The organism is Hyphobacterium sp. SN044, from assembly GCF_021864465.1.
GTDB lineage: Bacteria > Pseudomonadota > Alphaproteobacteria > Caulobacterales > Maricaulaceae > Hyphobacterium.
Map to the genome: position 1 here is coordinate 1 of NZ_JAKKUV010000009.1, position 22913 is coordinate 22913.

Consider the following 22913-nt stretch of genomic DNA (forward strand, 5'->3'; position numbering starts at 1 on the left):
AGCGGAACGGGTTCGGGCTCATCCGCTCAGGATGGCGGCGAACCGGCTAACGCCGGGTTTCCTCTGACACTGTCGCTCAGGATGATGGCCCATCCGCTAACGCCGAGTTTCCTCTGACACTGCCCTCCGGATAGATCCTGAAGCGTTGAAAGGCGTTGCAAGGTCTGTTCCCTTGCCAATTCCCAATAGCGCTGCTCCAGCCATTCATTGCGGACGTCGAGAATGATCTCCCGAACGGCGAGATCGCGCCGCGCACGCTCCTCTCGCGCCCGGGCGCGTTCTTGCGAGCGCGAAAGACGAAGGCTGTCACCCCGGGGGAACATCTGGCGGAGAGACAGTCGCAACTGAGACATTGGATCGCCTGAGGGGTCCAGCGTCGTCAGGGGCAGGTTCATGATCGCCGCCGAGACGACCGGATCGGGCAAAACCGCCGCCGCCTCGCCTCGGTGACGGGCGGCACGGGCTGCGGCGTCATACCGCGAAACGGAAGGATCGGGCTGCTGCCGGGCAATGTGGATGGCTTCGGCCAGGCTCAACGGGCCGGGCGACGCCGATTGGAGGCCGGCGCCGATCAGCGCCGCCAGCATGAGGTTCGTAATCATGGGGGGTCTCCTCGAAAATGATTCGCCGAAAGCGCCGGCAAACCGGCGCGGGAATCAGATCCGGGGAGGTCGTTTGGGGGTCAGAAAGGCAATCGAATCGAACCGGTCGTCGGACACGGCGTGTCGCGACACATCGGGCAGCGTGATTCGGCCGATCTCGGCGTTATGGGGAAGCGGATACGGTGGCGATCCCGAAACCAGCGGGCAGTCGGCCATCTGGCAGGCATCGCAACACTCGGCCGCCCCCTCGCAGTCTTCCATCGCCATGGATTGCGGCATGTCCGGCCCGGCCATCTCGTGTTCGCACATGGTTCCCGTACCGGCCATGCCCACGTCTTCGGGCGACGCCGCGCTCGCGCTCGATATGGGTCCAATGGAAAGCGAGGCTGCCAGAAGCGCAACGCTCAGCACCCGCAGGGCGGAAAAAATAATGGAGGCTGGGTTTGGCACAGAGTCCGGTCTCATCCACGAAGGTGTCACCCTAGCACTATGGATACCGTTCATGAAGGTTCGAATTGCCGCAGCACTCGATGAGCCCTCGCAATAGCTCAGAATGGCAGTCTTATGCCCAGTCGCGGCGCAGCGAATACTACAAGCCAATAGAGGACGACGGTCAGGAGGCAGCCGAGGCCGAGGGCAGCCCAGAAACCGACGTCCCGGCGCAGAAGCGCCGGGACGAGCAGGAACATCGGCAGAGAGGGCAGAACAAACCAGAAAGTTGCCTCGGCGTGATCGGCCAGCCGGACGGTGTCTCTGGTATCCCGCCACAGCCAAATCATGCCCAGAACAGAGACAAGAGGAAGTGAGGCGACGATTGCGCCGGCCGCCGCATTGCGGCGGCCGGCTTCAGATATGGCCGCGATCAGAATGCCCGAGATCACAGCCTTGATGGCGGCCCAAATCATGCCGGTCTTTCCACCACGGCCCGCCGTGCAGTCACCATTCCTCGGACGATTCTGAACAAGGCCGGGACCACGAGCAGCGTTAGAATGGTCGACGATATGATCCCGCCGATCACGACGGTCGCAAGCGGCCGCTGTACTTCCGCGCCTGGACCTACGTTGAACGCCATCGGCACAAAACCGAGGCTGGCAACAAGAGCGGTCATCAGGACCGGCCGCAGGCGTGTCATCGCACCTTCGCGGATCGCGGTGTCGAGTGGTGTACCCCTGTCCATGAGGGCCCGGATAAAGGTCAGCAACACCACGCCGTTCAGCACCGCGACGCCGGACAGGGCGATAAAGCCGATGCCGGCGGAGATTGATAACGGCAACCCCCGCAACAACAACGCTGCAACGCCCCCGGTAAGGGCCAGCGGCACCCCCGAATAGACGATCGCCGCATCGGAAACGGACCGGAATAGGGCCAGCAGCAGCAGGAAAATCAAACCCAAGGCGATCGGTACGACCAGGCTCAGCCTGTTCGCTGCCGAGATGAGCTGCTCGAACGTCCCTCCGTATTCGACCCAGTAACCCGAAGGTATATCGCCATCCTGCTCAACCCGGCTGCGTACATCGGCGATGAAGGATCCGAGGTCGCGACCGCGAACATTGGCCGTCACGACGATGCGCCGCTTGCCGTTCTCCCGGCTGATCTGGTTCGGACCGATTGTCAGGGTGATGTCCGCGACTTCGGCGAGGGGAATAAAGCCGTCGGGTCCCGTCCGGCTGCCGGGCAAGGGAATGTTGAGCCTGCCCAGGCGATCGATATCGGTGCGTTCCGACTCCGGCAACCGGACGATAATGTCGAACCTCCGGTCGCCTTCAAACACCTGGCCGGCAGGGGAACCCGCGAGTGCCGTGCGGACCACCGATTGGACGTCATCGACGCTCAATCCGTATCGCGCAAGGGCGTCCCGGCGCGGCTCGATCTGCAGCATGGGCAGACCGGTGGCCTGTTCGAGAGAAACATCGCTGGCGCCTGGCACGCTTTCGATCAGCCCTTCGAGCCTTTCGCCGATCTCCAGCAAGGCGTCGAGATCGTCGCCGAAAACCTTGACGGCGACATCGGCTCGAACGCCTGACAACAATTCGTTGAACCGCATCTCGATCGGCTGAGTGAATTCGTAGTTGTTGCCTGGAATTTCCTGAACTGCGCTGTTCAGTTCCGCGACAAGATCATCGCGCGAGCGTCTTGGGTCCGGCCATTCGGACCGGGGACGCAGCAGGATAAAGGTGTCTGCCACGCTCGGCGGCATCGGATCGGTCGCCACTTCTGCAGTACCGATCTTGGAGACCACCCTTTCCACTTCAGGGAATTCCCGGATCCGTTCTTCCAGCGCGACCTGCAAGGTCAGGGCCTGGCTCAAACTGGTTCCCGGAATGCGCAAGGCGTGAAGGGCGATGTCCCCTTCGTCGAGTTGGGGAATGAACTCGGTTCCCATCCGGGAAACAGCAACTCCCCCTAAAGCGACGAGCGCCACAGCTCCCGCCACCACGACCCAGCGGAACCGCAGAGCGAAGTCGAGCGCAGGCCGGTAGATCGCCGATGCGCTACGAATGACGACGTTCGGCTTTTCCTCGACCTTGCCGCGCACAACCATCGCCACGGCAGCCGGGACGAACGTCAGGGACAGCAACATCGCTGACGTCAATGCGAACACCACGGTAAAGGCCATGGGGTGGAACATTTTCCCCTCGACACCCGTCAGGGCAAAGATCGGGACATAGACAAGGGTGATGATCAGAACCCCGAATAGCGACGGCTTGATCACCTCGGCCGCAGCAGCAGCTGTCTCGGCAAACCGTTCATCGCGGGTGAGAAGGCGGCCAAGCTCCGATTGCCGGTGCCCGATACGCCGCAGGCAGTTTTCGACAATGATCACGGCCCCGTCGACGATCAGGCCAAAGTCGAGCGCACCGAGACTCATTAGATTGCCCGACACGCGGTTCTCGACCATCCCGGTAATGGTCATCAGCATCGATAGCGGGATGACGAGTGCCGTCAGAATTGCGGCCCGGACATTGCCAAGCAGCACAAACAGCACAACCACCACAAGGAGCGCGCCTTCGACGAGATTTTTCTCGACCGTCTCGATCGTCCGGTCGACCAATTCCGTCCGGTTATAAACTTCAACGGCTCGAACCCCGTCTGGCAGGGCGCGGGCAGCTTCTTCCAGTCTCTCGCTGACGGCTCGGGCGACCTCGCGGCTGTTCTCGCCCATGAGCATGAAGACAGTCCCGAGCACCACCTCTTCACCGTTTTCGGTGGCGGCGCCTGAACGCATCTCCTCTCCAAGCAAGACATCGGCAATGTCGCCGAGGAGGACCGGCCTGCCGCCTGGATTGGCAACAACGACTGATCTCAGTTCGTCGATTGTCCGCGTCTGGCCAGGCGAGCGAATGACAAGCTGCTCGCCATTGTGTTCGATGAATCCGGCACCGGAGTTGGCGTTGTTGTTGTCGAGCGCCGCGGTGATGTCGTCGAAGGTGAGGCCTAGAGCTGCCATGTCGGCCGGTCGCGGCGTCACGTGATACTGGCGCACGAATCCGCCAATGGTGTTCACCTCCACCACCCCGGGGGTACGCAGAAGCTGTGGCCGGATGACCCAGTCCTGAAGCGTCCTGAGGTCCTCGGCGGTCCATTCAGACCCGTCATCACGGGTGGCTCCGGGCTCGGACTCGATTGTGTACATGAAAATTTCGCCAAGCCCGGTAGCGATCGGACCCAATTCGGGGGTCACCCCTTCGGGAAGCTGGCCACTCACGGCCTGAAGCCGTTCATTCACCAGCTGGCGGGCGAAATAGATGTCGGTCCCGTCTTCGAAAACGACCGTGACCTGCGACAGGCCATAACGAGATATCGAACGCGTATAGGCGAGATTGGGCACACCCGAGATGGCCGTCTCGACAGGGAAGGTCAGGCGTTGTTCTGCTTCAAGCGGGGAAAACCCCGGTGCCTCCATATTGATCTGGACCTGAACATTCGTGATGTCCGGCGTGGCATCAATAGGAAGTTTGTTGAAATTCCAGATCCCCAATGCGGCCAGTGCGAACACCAGAGCCAGGACCAGCCAGCGATACCGGATGGATTGTCGGATAATGGTTTCGAGCATGATTGATCCTAATGGTCGTGGCTGGCGCCGGACTTCAGCACGTCAGCAGTGATCAGGAAGGCGTTCTGCGAGACATAGGCTTCACCGGGTTCGAGCCCGCCGAGGACTTCCGTCATTTCCGGCGTGCGTAGCCCGAGTTCGAGCATCCGCACCTCATAGGTGTCGCCGACACGCGCATAGACGACGGTAAAGTCGCGGAAACGCTGTAGGGCGTCTGTTCGTACGGCGAGCGGAACCTCGGCAACCCCGGTCACAATGGCGGCCTCCACCGCCTCACCGGCTCTCCAGACACCGTCGGGATTATCGAGATGAACATGCGCGATGGCGCGCTGGCTCACGGGATCCACTGCTGGAGAAATGAATTCGATCTCTCCTTCAAAGGTCCGCTGGCCGTCGACGCTGGTCAGGGTGACAGGATGACCGGCAGCAATACGGCTCATGTCGCCAGGATACAGGAACAGTTCAGCATGAAGCTGGGTTGGGTCGGCAATTTCAAAGAGCGGACCATCGCCCGTCGGGCCGCCATTCGTTGCTGGACGTGCCATCACGATGCCGTTGATCGGCGATGTGACCGAGTAGGTCTGAAGGCTGTCGGTGGCGGTGATCCGGGCCAAGGTCTGTCCCTGGGTGACCCGGTCGCCGATCGTGGCGTTCAGCGAAACAATCCGGCCTGGCAACCAGCCGCGGATCTCGGCATGGGCTTCGGGCCGAAGTTCGATCACCCCGTAAACACTTGTGGTTTGCTCAAGCCTTGCTGGTCCAGCAGGCTCCACGACCACTCCGGCAGCATCGGCCTGAGCACGGGAGATCGTCGTGCGACCTTCAAAGGACTCGAACGACCATTCACCAACTGTGTCGCCGAAATCGGCTCGCACATGGACCTCGAAAGAGTGCGGCTCGGTCACGACTCCATCGCCGCGGAGATAGTCCTGCACGGGCCTGAAGGTAAACTCATCGTCGCGCCCACCCAGTCGTGACAGCGTGATGCTGGCATTGACGGTTTGCGGGTCGATCGGCGCGTTGTCCCGATAGGCGTAGAGCCTGAATTCCGGGTCGACACCTTGCTCGAAGATCGTCAGTTCCAGTGCATAGCGTCCCTCGCGCAGCATCCGGCCATTGTGAGGGCCCCGTTCGTATTCTGACGCACCAATCGCAGTATGGTCTGGGTCACTGCTCGACGGGTTATCGGTTCCGCAAGCCGCGAGAGCCAGCACAGGTGCCGCGACAAGCGGCATAAGAAAGTGAAAGGATTTAATCATTGCATTCAGTCCTGTTGCGGGCCGGCTGGACGGGGGCTGGCGTAAAGTCGAAGAAGGTGAATGTCGGCCTCGTGGAGCGCCTGGAGAGCATCGACACGGCGCGAGCGCGCGTCGGCAAGGGCGCGCTGGGTATCGAACACGTCGAGGATTGAAAACACGCCGCGCTCATACCCGGACCTTGCCGACCAGAGCGCCTCCTCCAGGGTCGGGATGACCGTTGTCTCAAGCGACAGAACCTCTTCAGCAGCCGAGACCCGCCGGGACCGGTTCAGTTCCTCATTGCGCTCCCAGTCGCGAAGGGCGGCCGATATCCGGGCGTCTGTGGCCTGCGCTGCGATCCGGGCGCTTTCAATCTCGGCCCGATTGGCATTCCACACCTGAAGCGGGATCGCGAAACGAAATCCGACGGTGAGGTCATCGGTTGAGGCAAGATGCCGCCCGGTCAAGCCGACTGTCGCGTCGGGGATGGCACGAGCGGTCTCAACTTGCAGCCTAGCGTCGCGAATGTCGCGCTCGGCGCGCAATCGGCGAAGGTCGGCTGTCTCCAGAGCCCGTCCTGGCGCTGGCGCTTCGCCGCGAGTGAAGAATGACTCCAGTTCTACAGCAGGTGCTTGTGAAGCCGCCCAATAGGATGCAAGCCCGGAAGACTGGCGCAAAACCTCCCGGCGGGCCGCCTGGACATCTATTTCAGCTTCAGCAAGACGTGCAGCCACACGGCTTCGTGCCATCACGGGGTCCCGGGCGGCCTGGACACGGCGTTCCACCACCTCAGCGAATGACGCGACCGCCTCCCGGCGGCCGATCGCGACTTCGAAGCGTGCCGTAGCCGCCTGAAGCGCGACGAAGGCCAGTTCGACATCGCGGACCAGGTCCGCTTCGAGGCTCGACTGTGCCAATGCCACCGCACCGAACTCGCGTTGCGCAAGACGAACGCGCGCCTCCGCATCCCCGCCGCGTTCTAAAGGCTGCAAAAGGGCGACCGACGTTTCGCCGGCATTGAGAAGATAGTTTCCGGCCGTTCCGGCGATCGTGTCGGATTCAATCTCGAGCGTGGGATTGGGCCGGAGGCCGGCACCTGCGATCAGGGCGCCGCTTGCCTCGGCTTCCAGCGCGGCCGCTTCGATTCCGGGCGCATTGGCAAGGGCAAGCGAAACCGCGGCTTCGCGATCGAACCCGGAAGTTGGTTCTTCCAGGGAAAGGGCCGGCCCCGATAGGGATACCGCACCCAGCAGGGCGCACAGACGCGCCCGTTTGACGATGTTCATGTAGATTCCTGCTGACTGAACGAAAACAAACCGGCGTCGACGCCGGGCGGTTCAGATCAGAGGAGCCGGGGTGGCCGTTTCAGTGCCTGGCGGCCAGCATTGCGCGGCGCATTCGGGGAAAAGAGCGCGTGGGTTGCGGCTTCGCGATTCCTTGCAACCATCCAGCCGCCCTGAATGACATGCGGCACGACATCGCTCAGGACGTGAACATGAAAATGCGCCGCACGCGTGGCTCCGAGCGTATCGGTATCGACTTCGTCCGAACCGATCTGCTTCTCGTGATGCGTTTCAGCATGCCGCAGGGAGGCCGCATGGCCGGTATCGACGTTTTCCGAATGCGCGTGGGCAGCAGACATCGTTCCGGGACCCATAAGGGCCACGGTCAGGATGATAATGCTGACAATCAGTCGGACCACGAAACACTCCCAAGTGCGAACGATACGCAACTAATGACCTGCTGGCAAACCTTCAAAGTCAGCTGATGGTCGGGTGGTCACTTGGCAGGATTTCAGCATCTGAAATGTCCTAGGACACCGCCTTCAGCGGTGACGGGCTCTGGTCCGCCTTGCGCGTCTCGTTCCAGTAGGACACGCACGGGACCTTCGAGCGGTCACAACGGTCAGCGTATTTGCGTGCGACATCCGTCACTTCTTCCATCAAGCCGGCTTCCAGCGTGATCGGCTTCAGGCCCATCGACAGGAAGGTGTCGTTCTCGACATGGAGGTCGTTCTCGTCGGCCTCGTTGCGCGGATTGGGCAGGTTCGCGATCTCTGCGCCTGTCATCCCGGCAATCATCCGCGCCAGATCGCGGACGCGGTGCGTCTCGGTCATCTGGTTCATGATGCGGACCTTCGCGCCGGTTTTTGGCGGGTTCTCAACCGCCAGCTGGATGCAGCGCACCGTGTCCTGGATGTGGATGAAGGCGCGCGTCTGGCCGCCCGTGCCGTGAACGATGAGGGGGTGGCCGACGGCGGCCTGCATCAGGAAGCGGTTCAGCACCGTGCCGTAATCGCCGTCAAAGTCGAAGCGGTTGATCAGCCGTTCGTCCTTGCGGGTCTCCTCGGTCTGGGTGCCCCAGACGATGCCCTGGTGAAGGTCGGTGCATCTCCAGGTCAGACACCACAAGCTTGACCGCCTCGCTCGACAGGCCGGGACGTCGTCCCAGTGCATTCAGCCGAGCGGCCAGTTCGGAAAACGCAAAGGGCTTGACGAGGTAATCGTCCGCTCCCGCCTCAAACCCCAACACACGGTCGTCAACACCGCTCACAGCGGTCAGGAAGATCACTGGCGTCTGCTCTCCGCTGGCCCGGAGCGCCTTGAGAATGGACAATCCGTCCATACCCGGCACCATCCGGTCGAGAATAATCACGTCATATTGGCCGCGGCGCGCGAGCGCGAACCCGTCCACGCCATCATCGGTGACGTCGACGGAATGGCCCGCGCCGATCAGACCGGCGTGGACGTAATCGCGTGTTACAGCGTCATCTTCGACGAGCAGGAGTTTCATGAGATCAACTTAGCGAGAGAGGGCGTATCCGGCGATACCGCGGGGGGGACGTTCAGGAAACCGCCGGATACGCACCGGTGGTGCTGCGTCAGCTGCGGTCGCCTCCGGAATCACGTTCATCGTCCTCGATTTCGATCACTCGCAGAACTGCGCTGTCGATAAGGACTTCGATCTCGCGGCCATTGCTGTCGAGCAGTTCAACGGCAAAAACGAATTGCCCGTCCTCTTTCTCGAATTCAGCCGAAATGGCGCGAGCGCCTGTCTCGCTTTCAGCAAGGGCGATCGCTTCGCTCAGGCTGACAGCGGCATTGATGAAAGCCTCATGTTCCGCATGGTCATCGACGGACCACATGTCGTTCGCGGCCACCGCCGGCGCGGCAACAAAACCGGCAAGCGTGAGAGCCAACAGGAAGCGTTTGGGGGAGGTCATGGCGGGTCTCCAGTTTCGATTTTCGAGAGCAAATCACGCTCGAACGACATTGGAGCTAGACGGTTCGTCTCGACCGAACCTCGCGTCAATTATACTTTTTTTGTAAATTGACAATCGGAACTGCCGTGTACCAAATTTTGATCTCTTACATAACCGAATGAAAAACCGTCCCCGGAAGCTGATCGTTGGCGCTAAGCGTCAACTATTCCAATCGGAACATCAACGGGAGTGCTGCGACTGTCAGACTTCGGTGGAGGCCGCAACGTTAGCCAGCCAGTAAGAGCGCCCTTTTCGTTTCAAAGGGAACTGCAAACTTCCCTGCTAAATTTCCTCCCCCAAGGAAACTAGGAAAGTCGGTCAACACATCCGTCCACGCCACTCGGAGCTCGTTTGATTTAGAGCTCAACCCGCACAGCAGGAAAGCTTTGCTACATCCTTGTCGAAAGTTTGGGCGGCAAGCTTCAATCCTTCCACTGTGGTGAGATACGGAAAGATCGTCTCACCGAGCGACTTTGCGGTCATGCCCAACTTCAGCGCCATGGCCAGTGTCTGAATGCTGTCAGCGCCTTCATGGGCAAGGATCTGGCCACCGAGCAGGCAGTCGGTCCTGGCGTCGGCCACCAGCTTGATCAGCCCCCGCGTGTCGCGGGCGGCCAGCGCGCGCGGCACCGCGTCGAGCGGCAGGACGGAGGTCTTGACCGCGTGACCGGCGGCCTTCGCCGCCTCTTCGTTCAAGCCCACGCCCGCCACCTGCGGGTCGGTGAACACGACCCACGGCATGGCGCGGTTGTCGTAGGCGAGGCTGTCGCCGTTAAGCGCGTTGAGAGCGGCGAGTTTGGCCCCATAGGCCGCCATGTAGACGAATTGGTCGCGGTTGGTCACGTCGCCGGCGGCGTAGACGCCGGACTTGGACGTGCGCATCCGGTCATCGACGACGATGGCGCCGCGATTGTCCTGCTCAATGCCGGCGTCGGCGAGGCCCAGTGCTTCGGTATTGGGCGTGCGCCCTGTCGCGACCAGAAGCCGTTCGGCCGTCAGCTCGATCAGCCTGCCGCCCTTCTTGACGCAGACAGTGACGCCGCTTTCGTCTTCATGGCAGGCATCGTAGGCGATGCCTCTATGAAGGCTGATGCCCTCGGCCCGGAACGCGTCCGCCAGAGCTGCGGAGATCTCCGGCTCCACCTGCGGCAGCAGCCGGGAGCGGCAGATCACCGTCATTTTCACACCCATGCGCGCCATCATCTGGGCGAGTTCGGCCCCTATATAGCCGCCGCCGATGACGATCAGGCTCTCGGGCAGGTTTTCCAGTTCCAGCAGCGTCGTGCTGGTCAGGTAGTTCACCTTGTCTATGCCGGGAATGGGCGGCACGGCGGGCCGCCCGCCCGTGGCGATGATGGTCTTGCCGGCGGCAATGGCATTGCCGTTGACGATCACTCCGGCCCCGTTCAGCCGGGCCTCACCTTCCAGATAGGTAATGGTGTTGTATTCGGGCAGGAGGTCCGCATATTTCTTCTGCCTGAGCGTCGAGACGAGGTCGCCCTTGGCGGTGATCAGACACCGCCAGTCATTCACCTGCGCGTCTCCGGTCAGACCCGGGAAGCGCCCCGCCGCCCGCGCGCCATGCAGCGCCTCGGCGGCCCGGATCATGGTCTTGGAGGGTACGCAGCCGACATTGACGCAGGTGCCGCCGATGGTGCCATGGCCGATCAGCGCTACGTTGGCACCCTGTTCGGCGGCGGTGATGGCGGCGGAAAACCCCGCCGAGCCGGCGCCGATGACGGCGACGTCGCAGGTCGCTTTGGATGATTTGGTCGGGACGCAGCAGTCCGCCATGTCAGGCTCTTTCCTTGTTTGTCTGAGGGCTTGTATCGCAACAGGCCGCTGCGCGCTTGCGCCGCCACTGGCCTTAGGCTGTCAGACCGGCGAAGTCGGCGAGCCCGGGCTGCGGCATGAAATCCAGCCCGCTCACCCAGGCCGACGGTCCAAGCGCACCACGGGCAATGACCAGCAGGGGACTCGCTTAGCAGATGGCGGCAATGGACGTGCCAATTATGATCGTGGCGTCCCTCATCTGGCTCAGCCGTGGACCAAGGCCGGATAGCCCGCATTCGTGGACGCGGCGGCGATGGCGTCCACGCTCGTGACCGATGGGTCAAAAACCACCGTCGCCGTTTTGGCATCGAAATCAACGGTCACCGACTGCACGCCGGCAACCCCCTCCATCGCCCTTTTGACGGTGATCGGGCAGAGCGCGCAGGTCATGTTGTCGATAGCGAAAGTGGCGGTTTGTGCGGTCGCCACCGGTTGGGAAGCGGACTGGGCGGCGGCGGAGGTCGCGGCGGGTACGGCTGCCCAACCGGTTCCACCGAGGACCAGCAGGGCGGCGGCGGCGGGGATAAGGGATCGTTTCACGGAAGTTGCTCCTGTTTTTGGGATCAGTAGAAAAGTGGCGCCCACCAGTTGATGGTCAACGCGAGCAGGACGATGACGGCGGAGAGCCAAAGAGCGGTCTTGGTGATGACGGCCGACTGCGGCTTTGCGCAATAGCTGCCCTCCACGCAGGCGGGCTTGGCCTTGAAGTAGACCTGCCGGAAGCCGAGGCCGATGAAGACCAGAGCAACGCCTGCAAAGTACGGCTTGTAGGGCTCCAGCGCCGCCAGGTTGCCGATCCACGCCCCGGAAATCCCGAGTATGACGAACAGCAGCGGCACCACGCAGCAGGTCGAGGCCAGAATGGCCCCGACCACGCCGCCAGCCGCAAAGAGTTTCTGCTTCCGGTCTTCAGCGTGGTTCTCAACTCGCAATGGCCGGGCTTCCGCTTCGGTCGTGCTCATGCGTCGTCATCCTCGCTTTCGTGCTGAAAGGAAGATAAGGTCTGTAGCAGCTACAGGCTCAAGACGGTTTTCGACACTATGAGCGATCACGGTTCCGGGAAGGGATTGAAGCGCGCGCAGCTTGCGCGGCAGACGGGCTGCAATCTGGAGACCATCCGCTATTACGAGAAGATCGGCATGATGCCGGAGCCGCCGCGCACGGCGTCAGGCTACCGCGTCTATGACGAAGCCCACGTCGCGCGTCTGCGCTTCATCCTGCGTGGCCGGGAACTCGGTTTCTCCATCGAGGAACTGCGCGGACTTCTTCGCCTTGTCGATCGAGGCACTCAAACTTGTGCAGAAGTAAAGGCGGTGACACAGCAACATCTTGCCGCTGTGCGGGCTAAGATCGTGGATCTAAAGCGCATCGAAAAAGTGCTCGCAACTACAGCGGCTCAATGCTCAGGCAAACAAGTGCCCGAATGTCCCGTTCTTGATGCACTCGCAACTTAATATCAGGACTCAACGAATGAACGAAATCGGCTGAATTTATAATCGCGACATCACTCACTGACTGCACGCGCCCATCACCTCACCGTTGTAGAACTTTTCTAACAAGTGACCCTCCGGGGACACATAATGGAAATTATGCGCCTTTGACCGCGTGAGATGGGCCTCATTCATTCGTGATCGGCGAGGTGCGGATTGGGTCGCAGGTCGCCCTCATGGTCAAATCCTACTTGAAGAGAAATTTTCAAAGACAGGATTTCGGACAATCGAAAGCGTCAAAAGCCTGGGTGCTCACCCGTTTGTTTTCTCTCAAACACGTTGGGACTCATCCGAGAGATATTTGATTGGCTCTTGCGGGGTGCCTAGTGCAACTGGACGTGCCAGCTCCAATATATCCAAGAAGCTGGATTTACGGTCGGCGCATATGCTTACGCGCCCATCAGCTAGATCAAACTCCAGTCGACCTTTCTCCGGAAAGTAGTACGTTACTTGTTGTTTTCGCTCAGATTCTTCCAGTGTTCCACCATACTCCATTACAACATCTTCGAGACGTCGAACAACTGAGTCGAAATCCGGACCGCGCCCACGAATACGGCAGACGACACGATCAAACGTGTTGCCAAATATCTCGTCGATGCCCTGAAGTTTTTCCTCAGAGTCGTTGCGCACGGACAAACACCGCATGATTTGGATCTCGGCAGGGTCATCTGGCGTTTGCCTGACCTCGATCCAGAAACGGAAATAATCGGTGTCCAATGTGTCGTCACCGGTTCCAATATCATCCCGACGCAGCCGTAGGACACGCTTGGTTTCCTTATAGTAATTTTCGATTTCCTCCGCGATCTCTTCCTCAAGCAGATTGCGGGCAAATTCTGCGCTGCTTGCATTCACGTTGTCGGGTACGAAGTGTTTCTTTGAGCGGGAGAACCCCGGCAGCTTGTCGTACGCGCGCGTTTCAATGTGGCTGAAAAATATGGCGTCCGGGTTGAACGATAGACCTGTAAAGTCATTCTCGGGTGGGACCAGTTCCTCTTCCTCGTTTACTTGGCATATCGCAAAGCGGTTTGTTGCTGACGTACGTGTGAGCGGGGTCTGTTGTGCCGCTGTAGACATGTTTTTGGTTATGTATCGACGGACCGACGTGCTCAGATAATCTCTGAGCGAGGCGTCGGTAATGACTGCATACGCATCGATCGCGTCTGGCGCCTTGCCACTTAGCGCATGCACGAGATGGTACGACCAAACGCCGTGACCAAGCCCGGCATGGCTGTAAGACTTCTGCCCAGGCGTGCATGACAGGAATACGCCCACATATTGGTCGACGTTCACGAAAGCCTTGAACTCGGCCTCGCTCATGTTCGAAACTACGCCACGGCTGCTGAACTGCTCTTCAAGGTCTTCAGCACAGGCATCAATGAACGCAAGGAGCCGATGGCATTCGCTTTTCTCGACGGGATCAAAAAGTAATTCGCGCAGATTGAGGCATGTTCCGGACAGATTGAGACCGTTGCTATCCCAGACGGTTATCTGGTTCGAGACTCCGTTATGGAAGCCATGGCCGGCGTAATAGAATATCAAAAGGTCGTCTGGTCCCGTCGCGTGGATGGCTTGCTTTACGCCATCTCGAACGTTCATGTTCGTTGCCATGTTATCAATCAGCTCGATGCGGTGTATCTCTCTGTCCGGAAACATTTTATCGAGGGTCGCCGAAAAAGCGGCTGCGTCGGCTCTAGCAAAATCGACGCTTGGGATCTGGCCGTTCGATCGCGGCTGATACTCTTCAATGGCAATGATGATTGCCGTCACGTGTCCACCGCTGGCGAGAAGGCTTGATGGCTCTTCTGAGACTTCTAGTTTTTTGGGTTTCTTGGTCATTCGAAGAAGCTGCTATTGCCTACTTGGAGCGTGATATCATTGGGTGAACTCGAGATTCTACCACGCGGATCGCATGCTAGCGATTATGTGCCTTTGACCCTAGTCCGCCGTAGGTCGATCTTGGAACTCACGATCACGCAATATCGGAGGAACGAGCGAGGCGCAGGTCAATACCGAAATGGGTTCTTCATGCGGAAAATCACGCAGCAAGCCCACTAACGCCGAGCTTCCTCCGGCAATGCCCAAACGTCCGCTATTGGCGTAAATCACCGGCTATCGGTTTGCCGACGATACACTTCAGTTTCTTGGGGAATCATTTGGCAATCTCAAACGTCAAAATTGACGTTCGGTATTGATCAGGGAGCGGTACGATTTCTGAGAGATCAACGTCAAAGCGAATGTTCTCAATCGGGTCACTCGCGTGCACGTGTGGAACAGGGATTTCCGCTGCTCGAAAGAGGTTGAGAGAGGCATTGTCCGGATAGGCCTGAAGGACCAGATTACTTCGATACAGGTCGCGTCCACCTTTGGTGAGGCACTGGGTCAAGAATGCGCTGCGCAGGTCACGATCTGAAATTCTGGCAGAGACTGTCTCTAAAAGATCGGCAACTGTCTGCCCGCTTGGCACTTCGATCACACATAGTGACGCGATATAGGCGTCAAACGCGCCCGATGGTCGCAGCTGATCGAGCGAAAACCGATGCTGCGGGACGGGTTTCGTTGTAGTTTTTACATCCAGTACGAAGTGCTCAGCTACAAAATCATACTTGGCAGTTTTACGGGAACTCCAGCACCGTACTGCGGCGTCGGTATTCTGTGCATGGGAGATAAGAGTAAGTTCGCCCCAGAGCCCAACAAGATCACGAGTATTATCCTCGACTCGACTGAAGAGCGTTGCGACCTGCTGTACGCGAGCGGCAATTTCTGCATTGGTTGTTGGTGGGCGCTTCGCGCAGAAGCTTTCTTCCAGTATTCTGAGGAACAGGCGGACAATTGCCGGATCGCTCTCCTTGAGGCGAACAAGCGAGTAGCATCCCTCGTGCGGTTCGGACGAATCGGTGTCGATGACGCAGATGCGCGAAAACAAGGCATCTACAGCGCGCAATGTGATGTCGGGCCGGAAATCATTCGCGCGGGCAGGAAGCAAAAGCGCGGGAAACGCTTGAGCATCGACAGCAAGCCAATACGGATAGTCTCTGCCTACTGGCAGTCCGAAGAGGGCAGCGCCATCCTGGGGAATCGTTTGGCAAAGCTTAGGGTACAGATCGGTCAGCATGAGCCTTCACCGCTCAACCCAGACACGCTCCATCAACGGATCGGGGATATGGACAGCGAGGATTGGAACGTCGTGCAGCGTGCGCTTCTTGTCGGCGGTCTGGATATCGTATCGATGCATTTGAAACGTGACGGTCTCAGAAGACACCAATGCGCGCGCGCCGGGATAGTTGGTCGGCGCGTTCGGGCCCTGCCAGAGTTGCTTGACCTTTGGCGGTGATTTTTCCGTCAGTGTCCGCCGATAATCCACGCCCGACCATGGCCCGGACAGAGCGTAGAAGCTGCAGGTCATACGGGGCTCTTCGGAGACCATACGTTCGAGGCCTAGCATAAGTGCGCTATGGCGGAGGTTATCGTCAGGCGAACGATATTGAAATTGGCCGATCATTGGCAGAATGTCGGTAAGGGTAATGGTGTCACTGAACGCGGGTACGACCTGCTTGTCGTTCCACCCATCTTCCGCATACGGCGTAAAATCGAACGACGCGAGAATCCGTTCCACAAGTTCTCGGTTTTCAGCGACTGTCACGATGTCATCGAAGGGATGATCGGGAACTATCCAACCGCCCTTACCTTTCGACTGATACATCTCCAGCAAAATGACCGAAGACCGCGTGGGTTTGAGCTTCTGATCCAGGAAGTACGTGCGACGCCAGTCTTTCAGGCTCCCGCCCTGTTCAAGATGAGTGCGGATAGAGCCGCGAACGGACTCTTCATGCTTCACATAGCTGACGAAGGCGTCGGTATTCGCACTTGTCAAATAGATACGACAAAGCCCCAGATATCGCTTCTTGTAGCCAAAAAAGCGGGCGCGCTGCTGAATGTTGTCCGCATTGCCGACGCCGGTCGATCGCGGCATGTAGGTGACTGTCAGGCCCTCGACTGTGAAACCACGGTCAAGGCCAATCCCACCGATCAAAATCCAGCTATATTCGCCCGCCCAATCGACGGGAGCGATGCGGCTTTTCTCGCGCGTGTTGAGTTCGGCTACTGCGGTCTCTTCCATCGCTTCGAATAAGACCGGGGAGATATCCTCAAAGGTCACTGACGTGTCGTAAGTTTCAAAGATGCCGTCCGCAGACTCACGAAACTCGTCCAAAAGCCCTGTGTGGTCAGGATGCGTGCTGTCTTGCAAGATCGCTGACCAATGATCCTTTATTTGCTGCGTCCATCGCTTGAACATCAAGTGTTCGTCTTTGGCGACGGCAGGATGGATCATCATTGAGCGGTTTCGCCCCTTCCGGAACTCGTCTTCGAGCAAGCCGATCGCTACGCCAATGAAGAAGTCCCTGAGCGCGGCGCGCAGACTCTCTGGCGCTTCGTGCGGGGGATCGTTTTTGTCCGGCACTTCACTCAAAGGGATGAGCTTGACGTATTTGTCCGCCCCCTCAACGAAGAATTCCTGCCCGCCCACATAATGCGTGCCAGGGGTCAGGACGCGCCCGAAATCAGGGGAGAGCGCATCAATGCGGCTGATCAGGAGCGGTGCTTGGGGAGTCGCCGTATAGAGGATATAGCTGTGATGTGGGAATAGCGCGCGCAGCGCTTTGATCCGTGCATATGTCGTGCTCTCGTCGTCTTGCTTGGCTTTTGTGTTCATGCCCGCCTGATCACCCTCATCGTCAATGATCAGCGTCGGCACGTCGGAAAAATCAGACCCGCCAAGAAGTCTGGCGAGATTGTCCAGGTGTTGGTGCTGTTTCATCGAGACAATCATGATCGTCCGCGCGCGGGGGCTACCGCGCCGCCAACGAGCAAGTTCGGCATTCACGCGCTCGGCTTCGCTTTGCTGGAAGGCCTTCTGCTGTGTGGTGAACAGATTCCATTCACGGGTGCCTGCAGTATCCAAATCGCCCTTCAAACGGTCGAAGCTCTGTTCAACAAGGTTGTTGGTGGTCCCAGCAAGCAGGATGACAAGTCGAAACCGATTATCCCGTGCGAGGGCCGCAAGGCTCGTAAACGACAAAGTCTTGCCGCTCTGGACATAGCCGATCACGAGTCCCGTATTCACAGCGTCCGTTGCTTCTGGCGGGACGCACTCGCTCATTATGGAAACAGTTTCCTGAACAAGCCGTTCTTTCTCGTCGTCCGACAAAGCTGTGTTTGCATTCAGCAAATCGGTGAACGCAGCCCCCTGGGTGGGCGACCAAGTGCCATCTGCGCCTGCGCGGCTCGGCGCGACTGTGATCGCTCGAGGATCATTCGCCATCGGACAGCCTCTTGGACATTTGGTTTCGAAGAATCTCGTTGGTGAAACGACGGACGGCAGAGGGGTTCCGGTCAGCAAGCTCCCCTGCCTCGACTTCAGCAAGCGCCATCGCGGCGGCAATATTCAGGACGGCTGTAAAACTTTCGGAGTCCAGCGTTGGAAATTGCGCCATAAAGGGGTGGAGCATGGCCAACCGAATAGTGATCTGCCGCGGCTCCGGGTCAGTGATGGATGGGCGATTGCGGATATCCAGCCAGTCCGCTCCGTCGTCCGCGTAGGACAGTTCGACGGCTACGACCCAGTCCTCTCTCCGAAACCGCATCCGAAAACGTACGTGCTCGTTGTCTGCGTCCGGTAGATCGGGAAACGGTGCTATGTCATCAGGCTCTGGCTCAGAAATTGGCGGGTCAGCCTGATCTTGCGCGCCTGCATGGGTCTGTGATGTCAGGTTTTGATTGTTAAGCCGCTCCGCCATGGATTTAAGAGCTGCGGCGGCGTCCTTGCGTGTGGCCTTCACGTCCTTCTTGCTTCTGTGCTCACGAACTTGTTGGAGCAGCGGTAAGTCTTCTCCAGATAGTTCCTGGCGGAGTTCACTTAGAAAGGCTTCCTCGGCTTCTTCCCACTTAACTCCATCTTTAGTGTGGCTTACATGGAAACCCTTGAGGTGGATTTCGCCGAAGATGCGCTGGTACGCGAAACTATTCGACCTTCCGAATATGTCTTCAGGGCGATAGGTTTCGTCGAAGCTGCCCATGATCAAGCGTTTGCGCCGGAATAGCGCCAATCCTGCCAGGCGCGTACTTGCGGGTTCGCGTATCGCGACAAAACCGGTGGCGGCGCGACCGTCGCCAAGATCGATAGCGATGTCTTTCTTCCAAGCGATGGCTGGGCCGTCAGGGTCGCGATAGCTCGGAGCAATCAAAATGTCCGGGTCGTTGTAGGCGAGCGGCTCGCCGTCGATGGTAAGCAGCATCGACCCATCACGAATAAATATCCGATATATGCTCGATAAATGATCCTTGATTTTCTGAACTGTTTTCGAGCGCGGGAAGCGACGGATATTGTCGAGACGGATTTCAGTATAGTGTTTTTCCGTTGACACTTGCGTCGATATGACATGCAATTCTTCAGTACTGTCTTCGACGATCTTGTCGATGTCGAAGATCACGGTCCGCTCGATATTCTCTCCAAGCGCAGTTGTCCGGACGGTCCAGTTTGGCGCAAACCAACACGCCGCGCTCTTCATCCCCATGCCGAATTCAGACAAGCCCGACGCATCTGGGGGGATTTCAGCGGGCCGGAAGGCGCGTTGATAATCCGACGCAGCAATACCCGCCGCGTTGTCTCGTATCGTGATGCAGTTCTCCTGAGACGCGAAACGGATATCGACATGAAGACGATAATCGGCTCCATCAGTCGCCTTGAGTTCCCGCTGTCGGTCCAAGCTGCTCTGGATGGCGTTATCGACAAACTCGGCCAAGGCGTACCATGCCTTGTAGTTTAGGTGCGGCAGGACCGAGAGAACATTGACGCCTGGGCGAATATTAACAGAATTCAGCTGCGCCATTACTCAGCCGCCACGACCGAGTGAACAGCGCTCTCTGAAACAGCTTTGCCCACGAGGGCGTCGTAGATACTGCCAACCACATCGACATTGACGGCATTTCCGAAAGCTTTGTAGGCACCGCTTTTCGTTTCGGGCAGATGGAGTAGTCCACCCATACTTTGCAAGCGGCTGCACTCGCGCGGGGTCATATAGCGTTTCTTCCACGCGATGATGGGGACTTGGCTCGTTGTCATAGCAATAAGAGACGGCGCGGTATCTTCCTTCTTTACACGAATGCCACTCGCACGAAACTGGATAATATGCTTCCAAATATTACGCTCAGCGCCTTTACAATTCCATTCGAGTTTTTGAAAACTTTGAGGAAAGTCTTTGATCTTGCCGATCCAAGGATCGATGATATCGCGATGTTCCGTGTAAAATGCCCGGTTTTTAGCGATGAAGTCGATCTTCCAAGCCGGAAAGTGGTCGAGAGTCGTACGTGCGTAAGATGGCAGCGCAGCTTCGGTCTGCTCGGGCGACAATCCCGCCAATGACATACCAAATGCGCCCTTGAACTTGCCAAGCCGCTTATAGCTGCGTGCATAGGGCGTAAGGCCATCGAGCGGGTAATCCGCACCAAACTCCATTGCCCAAATAGGGAAGGAGGGCAGGTGCTGGTCTTTCGGGAATGCAGCAATCAACTCCTGCCATGTTTCAAGATACCGAAGATGATCGCTGTTCAAGCCATGGGCTTCGGGCGGATTATCGTCGAGGACAGAGCGGATCGAAGTCTGCGGAATTTCGTCCGGGATGGGCCATGTAAAATTGCTGAGCCCATGACGATCGCCGACGATGAAGGCCCGCTCGCGCTTCTGCGGTACGCCGAACATGTGCGGTGACAGGCGCTCCCAACTGATAGCATACCCTGCAGCTTTAAGCTGGTCGCAAATGATAGACCAAGTCTTCCCCCCATTATGGCGAATTAGATTGGGAACATTTTCAATGATAAAGAAGCGTGGCTGTTTGAGTTGTAGTATCGCGACCACGTAATCAAAGAGGTTACCCCATTGCGGGCACTCAAGGCCTTTTTGGTCGCCGGCCTTGGAGAATGGCTGGCAAGGGAAGCCCGCACAAAGAATATCGTGATCAGGAATAGCGCTCAGATCGACCGACCTAATATCGCCGGCAGGGCGAATCCCGAAATTCTTTTCATAAAGCCCTGCGAGATGCACGTTGAGCTCGGAAGCAAAAACGCATTCTCCGCCGCGTTGTTCTAGCGCCTGGTGGAACCCACCGAGTCCGGCAAACAAATCTATGAATTTCATAAGGTTGCGCGCGCTCACTTCCCTCTTTTAACCTACACGTGCATAGCGGTTCCTGCAACAAGTTGAAGCGATAACCCCAGACAATGTGGTTCGGGCCAGAAAACTGCGGGCATCGCTGCGTTGATTTCGGAGCTTCGCGCCACTGCGCTTCCCCGCCGCTTGTGGGGTCGCTCGGATGTGCACGGCTTTAGCTTTCAGCGAAGATAGGAGTCGATGGTTCCATAGGTTGCTCGTGTTGCATCCGTATTGCGCAGAACAGCCGACGTTTTGTGTGACCGATTTGAATTGTTTGGGACCGGGTGCTACTTTTTCAATACAATCCGGCAAGACAGATTGTAGAAATTTCCTAGATATATCAGAAGGGTAAACCAAGCGCCCCCGTAGCTCAGCAGGATAGAGCAACGGTTTCCTAATCCGTGGGTCCCCTCCTACGCCAAAGCAGACATCAATTAACCAGGTCCCCCACTTTCACGCCAAGCGCCTCCGCGATCCGCCCAACAACGGTGATTGTCGGATTTCGCACGAGGCGCTCCACGCCTGAGATATAAGTGCGGTGCACGCCGGCGCGGTCGGCGAGCTCTTCTTGGGACCAGCCTTTTTCGCGCCTGATCGCGCGCATATTTGTTGCAAGGCGGCGGCGGATATCCATCCCGCAAGCCGACACCGGTGCAGACTTTTGGACTACAGACTATGAGTCTCTTTTTCTTGTTGACTTTGATCGGCGTCCGAGCCTTGTCTGGTGGCAATGACGACCCAGCCTGCATACGCACGTCCGACATCGGGCCAGCTTGGAGCGACCGCCGAAATCATGGTCGCCAGCCAGCTCATGCTGGCATCGGGCGGGCGGCTGTCGAGCTATGTCCCGCTGGTCGATGACGATGGGATAGACGTGATGGTGCATGACAAACTCACGCACCAATCGCTTGGCCTGCAGATCAAGAGTTGGACTTTCTTAAGCGAGGCCCGCCCGCAGACGGTGCAGTATGACGTTGGGCGTACGACGTGGCGCGACGATGCCCGGCTCTTTCTGCTGTGCGTTGCAATCGACGGTCAAACTGCTCAGCTTGAAGCAGCGTGGTTGATCGCCTCGCGCGATGTGGCCGCTGTTTCAAACCTCCGGTCCCGGAAGATGTCACTCACACCCAATCCCCGCGCCAACAGCAAGGACCGCTACGCGCCCTACCGCCTGAATGACATGGCCGCGGTCGCTGATACCCTCACTGCTGTGTTTGACGCGTGACGGGTGAGGACGACACCGCAGAACTCTTTCATCACCTGATGGCGCAGATCACGGGCATTATCGAAGACGCCGCAACGCTGGCAGCCGACCATCAAGCCGGCCCTCTACCGACCATGATTGCGCCACTGATCACCCATCTCGAAGACGCGCTTGTCCTGGCCCGCGCCGCACAAACAATAGTTGACCGTGCATAGCCGATTTGCGGTGGTGCGCGTTCGTTGAGTTCCAGGAACGCGGAACAAGGGCATGCCCAGAAAAATTGACGAGGCCTGGGATGACGACGGCTTTGCTGATTTCGAGCCGGTCCAGTTTTGTGATGACGATCTCGATCGCTGGCTGAACATGATGGAGCCATCGCGGGTGCCAATTGACCGTGAGCAATTGCGACTTGAGCTCACTGAAATCGGCACGTCCCTTCGATGCGGTCATCGGCGCGGCGCGCGTTCCTTCACAATCCGGCAGGCTACAAAGGCGCTCGAAACTCTGCTTGACCAACCAATCGTCGATTGCGGGCTTGTCGCACGGCTCAATGGTCGGGCCCAGGAGGCGGTTCACAATCAGCTCTTGATGATGGACGTGCCGGAACTGAAAAGAGCCCCGAGTCTCGTCGATGCCCTAGCCACAGACGACGTGAACGAAACATCGCTGAGAGAAGCGGCAAGGCGCGCCATTGATCATCTCAACACGCCGCCCAGGGATCGTTCTGGAAACCCCGGCAAGAGAATCGGTAAACAACGCGACGCGACCTTGCCCTGGGCCGTCGAAGAACTGTGCAAGCTCTGGGAGCATTTCACGGGCGCGCCGGTAACGATCGGGGGCCGGTCCGATCCCAGGTACAGCGTCGAAGCCACGTCAAAAAGCGGCACATGGATTACGCAGATCATCGTCAGTTTGACGTCCGCGAGCTATGCCACGCGCACTCACTTTGCGATCCAGGAATATATGAGAAAGCGCAAAACTGCCTGAAGATCGCCTTTTTTGACGGGCGGTACACTTCTTTTTC

22 protein-coding genes and 1 pseudogene are annotated in these 22913 nt (G+C 58.5%); 3 read left to right on the forward strand and 20 right to left on the reverse strand.

What is annotated here, in order from left to right:
* Nucleotides 1-26: 26 nt before the first annotated feature.
* The 14 genes and pseudogenes from L5876_RS11800 to L5876_RS11865 form a co-directional block, all read right to left on the reverse strand.
* Nucleotides 27-602, reverse strand: a complete 576-nt coding sequence (locus L5876_RS11800; protein WP_236956559.1) for a TolC family protein — start codon at nt 600-602, stop codon at nt 27-29.
* Between the two features lie 54 nt (nt 603-656).
* Nucleotides 657-929 (reverse strand): hypothetical protein, encoded by a 273-nt coding sequence (locus L5876_RS11805; RefSeq protein ID WP_236956560.1) that lies wholly within the window; start codon nt 927-929, stop codon nt 657-659.
* A 221-nt stretch (nt 930-1150) separates the two neighbouring features.
* On the reverse strand, nt 1151-1507 hold the full coding sequence (locus L5876_RS11810; protein WP_236956561.1) for a DUF3147 family protein: 357 nt from the start codon (nt 1505-1507) through the stop codon (nt 1151-1153).
* Nucleotides 1504-4656: an efflux RND transporter permease subunit gene (locus L5876_RS11815; protein ID WP_236956562.1), complete on the reverse strand. Its 3153-nt coding sequence runs from the start codon at nt 4654-4656 to the stop codon at nt 1504-1506. The genes L5876_RS11810 and L5876_RS11815 overlap by 4 nt, the downstream gene beginning before the upstream one ends.
* 8 nt (nt 4657-4664) lie before the next feature.
* Nucleotides 4665-5915: an efflux RND transporter periplasmic adaptor subunit gene (locus L5876_RS11820; protein ID WP_236956563.1), complete on the reverse strand. Its 1251-nt coding sequence runs from the start codon at nt 5913-5915 to the stop codon at nt 4665-4667.
* 5 nt (nt 5916-5920) lie between these two features.
* Nucleotides 5921-7180 (reverse strand): TolC family protein, encoded by a 1260-nt coding sequence (locus L5876_RS11825; protein WP_236956564.1) that lies wholly within the window; start codon nt 7178-7180, stop codon nt 5921-5923.
* Nucleotides 7181-7236: 56 nt separating this feature from the next.
* On the reverse strand, nt 7237-7596 hold the full coding sequence (locus L5876_RS11830) for a hypothetical protein (protein WP_236956565.1): 360 nt from the start codon (nt 7594-7596) through the stop codon (nt 7237-7239).
* 109 nt (nt 7597-7705) lie between these two features.
* Nucleotides 7706-8287, reverse strand: a pseudogene (locus tag L5876_RS11835) (NAD-dependent epimerase/dehydratase family protein); the annotation flags it as partial.
* A complete protein-coding gene (locus L5876_RS11840) occupies nt 8196-8687 on the reverse strand; it encodes a response regulator transcription factor (protein WP_236956567.1) in 492 nt (163 codons plus the stop codon). The gene L5876_RS11840 and the pseudogene L5876_RS11835, both read right to left, overlap by 92 nt.
* An 88-nt stretch (nt 8688-8775) precedes the next feature.
* The gene (locus L5876_RS11845) at nt 8776-9117 is read right to left on the reverse strand and encodes a PepSY domain-containing protein (RefSeq protein WP_236956568.1); all 342 of its coding nucleotides are present in this window, start codon (nt 9115-9117) and stop codon (nt 8776-8778) included.
* 402 nt (nt 9118-9519) lie between these two features.
* Entirely contained in the window at nt 9520-10950 is a 1431-nt protein-coding gene (gene merA / locus L5876_RS11850) for a mercury(II) reductase (RefSeq protein WP_272906960.1), read from the reverse strand.
* A gap of 73 nt (nt 10951-11023) precedes the next feature.
* On the reverse strand, nt 11024-11086 hold the full coding sequence (locus L5876_RS14885) for a hypothetical protein (protein WP_236956665.1): 63 nt from the start codon (nt 11084-11086) through the stop codon (nt 11024-11026).
* Nucleotides 11087-11193: 107 nt separating this feature from the next.
* Entirely contained in the window at nt 11194-11529 is a 336-nt protein-coding gene (locus L5876_RS11860) for a heavy metal-associated domain-containing protein (protein WP_236956569.1), read from the reverse strand.
* Between the two features lie 23 nt (nt 11530-11552).
* Nucleotides 11553-11951 carry a mercuric transporter MerT family protein gene (locus tag L5876_RS11865; protein WP_236956570.1) on the reverse strand — a complete coding sequence of 133 codons (399 nt, stop codon included), beginning with the start codon at nt 11949-11951 and terminating at the stop codon, nt 11553-11555.
* Between the two features lie 78 nt (nt 11952-12029).
* Here L5876_RS11865 and L5876_RS11870 point away from each other — a divergent pair, with 78 nt between their 5' ends.
* Nucleotides 12030-12443, forward strand: a complete 414-nt coding sequence (locus L5876_RS11870; protein WP_236956571.1) for a helix-turn-helix domain-containing protein — start codon at nt 12030-12032, stop codon at nt 12441-12443.
* 306 nt (nt 12444-12749) lie between these two features.
* On the opposite strand, the gene L5876_RS11875 is transcribed toward L5876_RS11870, so the two are convergent.
* The 6 genes from L5876_RS11875 to L5876_RS11900 all read right to left on the reverse strand — a co-directional run bounded on the left by L5876_RS11875 (nt 12750) and on the right by L5876_RS11900 (nt 21319).
* Complete coding sequence (locus L5876_RS11875) at nt 12750-14315, reverse strand: caspase family protein (RefSeq protein WP_236956572.1); 1566 nt, start codon at nt 14313-14315, stop codon at nt 12750-12752.
* 313 nt (nt 14316-14628) lie between these two features.
* A complete protein-coding gene (locus L5876_RS11880) occupies nt 14629-15591 on the reverse strand; it encodes a PD-(D/E)XK motif protein (protein ID WP_236956573.1) in 963 nt (320 codons plus the stop codon).
* A 6-nt stretch (nt 15592-15597) separates the two neighbouring features.
* Complete coding sequence (locus L5876_RS11885; RefSeq protein WP_236956574.1) at nt 15598-17799, reverse strand: Z1 domain-containing protein; 2202 nt, start codon at nt 17797-17799, stop codon at nt 15598-15600.
* A complete protein-coding gene (locus L5876_RS11890; RefSeq protein WP_236956575.1) occupies nt 17789-19366 on the reverse strand; it encodes an ATP-binding protein in 1578 nt (525 codons plus the stop codon). Before L5876_RS11890 ends, L5876_RS11885 begins: the two co-directional genes overlap by 11 nt.
* Nucleotides 19366-20688 carry a DNA (cytosine-5-)-methyltransferase gene (locus L5876_RS11895; protein WP_236956576.1) on the reverse strand — a complete coding sequence of 441 codons (1323 nt, stop codon included), beginning with the start codon at nt 20686-20688 and terminating at the stop codon, nt 19366-19368. The genes L5876_RS11890 and L5876_RS11895 overlap by 1 nt, the downstream gene beginning before the upstream one ends.
* A 427-nt stretch (nt 20689-21115) precedes the next feature.
* A complete protein-coding gene (locus L5876_RS11900; RefSeq protein ID WP_236956577.1) occupies nt 21116-21319 on the reverse strand; it encodes a helix-turn-helix domain-containing protein in 204 nt (67 codons plus the stop codon).
* 90 nt (nt 21320-21409) lie between these two features.
* Here L5876_RS11900 and L5876_RS11905 point away from each other — a divergent pair, with 90 nt between their 5' ends.
* A complete protein-coding gene (locus tag L5876_RS11905; protein ID WP_236956578.1) occupies nt 21410-21910 on the forward strand; it encodes a hypothetical protein in 501 nt (166 codons plus the stop codon).
* A 246-nt stretch (nt 21911-22156) separates the two neighbouring features.
* A complete protein-coding gene (locus L5876_RS11910; RefSeq protein WP_236956579.1) occupies nt 22157-22876 on the forward strand; it encodes a hypothetical protein in 720 nt (239 codons plus the stop codon).
* Nucleotides 22877-22913: the final 37 nt, after the last annotated feature.

Excerpts from the sequence above, each read along its gene's own strand:
- L5876_RS11800 (WP_236956559.1), bottom strand. The coding sequence starts at position 602 with ATGATTACGAACCTCATGCTGGCGGCGCTGATCGGCGCCGGCCTCCAA.
- L5876_RS11805 (WP_236956560.1), bottom strand. The coding sequence starts at position 929 with ATGGCCGGTACGGGAACCATGTGCGAACACGAGATGGCCGGGCCGGAC.
- L5876_RS11810 (WP_236956561.1), bottom strand. The coding sequence starts at position 1,507 with ATGATTTGGGCCGCCATCAAGGCTGTGATCTCGGGCATTCTGATCGCG.
- L5876_RS11815 (WP_236956562.1), bottom strand. The coding sequence starts at position 4,656 with ATGCTCGAAACCATTATCCGACAATCCATCCGGTATCGCTGGCTGGTC.
- L5876_RS11820 (WP_236956563.1), bottom strand. The coding sequence starts at position 5,915 with ATGATTAAATCCTTTCACTTTCTTATGCCGCTTGTCGCGGCACCTGTG.
- L5876_RS11825 (WP_236956564.1), bottom strand. The coding sequence starts at position 7,180 with ATGAACATCGTCAAACGGGCGCGTCTGTGCGCCCTGCTGGGTGCGGTA.
- L5876_RS11840 (WP_236956567.1), bottom strand. The coding sequence starts at position 8,687 with ATGAAACTCCTGCTCGTCGAAGATGACGCTGTAACACGCGATTACGTC.
- L5876_RS11845 (WP_236956568.1), bottom strand. The coding sequence starts at position 9,117 with ATGACCTCCCCCAAACGCTTCCTGTTGGCTCTCACGCTTGCCGGTTTT.
- merA (WP_272906960.1), bottom strand. The coding sequence starts at position 10,950 with ATGGCGGACTGCTGCGTCCCGACCAAATCATCCAAAGCGACCTGCGAC.
- L5876_RS11865 (WP_236956570.1), bottom strand. The coding sequence starts at position 11,951 with ATGAGCACGACCGAAGCGGAAGCCCGGCCATTGCGAGTTGAGAACCAC.
- L5876_RS11870 (WP_236956571.1), top strand. The coding sequence starts at position 12,030 with ATGAGCGATCACGGTTCCGGGAAGGGATTGAAGCGCGCGCAGCTTGCG.
- L5876_RS11875 (WP_236956572.1), bottom strand. The coding sequence starts at position 14,315 with ATGACCAAGAAACCCAAAAAACTAGAAGTCTCAGAAGAGCCATCAAGC.
- L5876_RS11880 (WP_236956573.1), bottom strand. The coding sequence starts at position 15,591 with ATGCTGACCGATCTGTACCCTAAGCTTTGCCAAACGATTCCCCAGGAT.
- L5876_RS11885 (WP_236956574.1), bottom strand. The coding sequence starts at position 17,799 with ATGGCGAATGATCCTCGAGCGATCACAGTCGCGCCGAGCCGCGCAGGC.
- L5876_RS11890 (WP_236956575.1), bottom strand. The coding sequence starts at position 19,366 with ATGGCGCAGCTGAATTCTGTTAATATTCGCCCAGGCGTCAATGTTCTC.
- L5876_RS11900 (WP_236956577.1), bottom strand. The coding sequence starts at position 21,319 with ATGGATATCCGCCGCCGCCTTGCAACAAATATGCGCGCGATCAGGCGC.
- L5876_RS11910 (WP_236956579.1), top strand. The coding sequence starts at position 22,157 with ATGCCCAGAAAAATTGACGAGGCCTGGGATGACGACGGCTTTGCTGAT.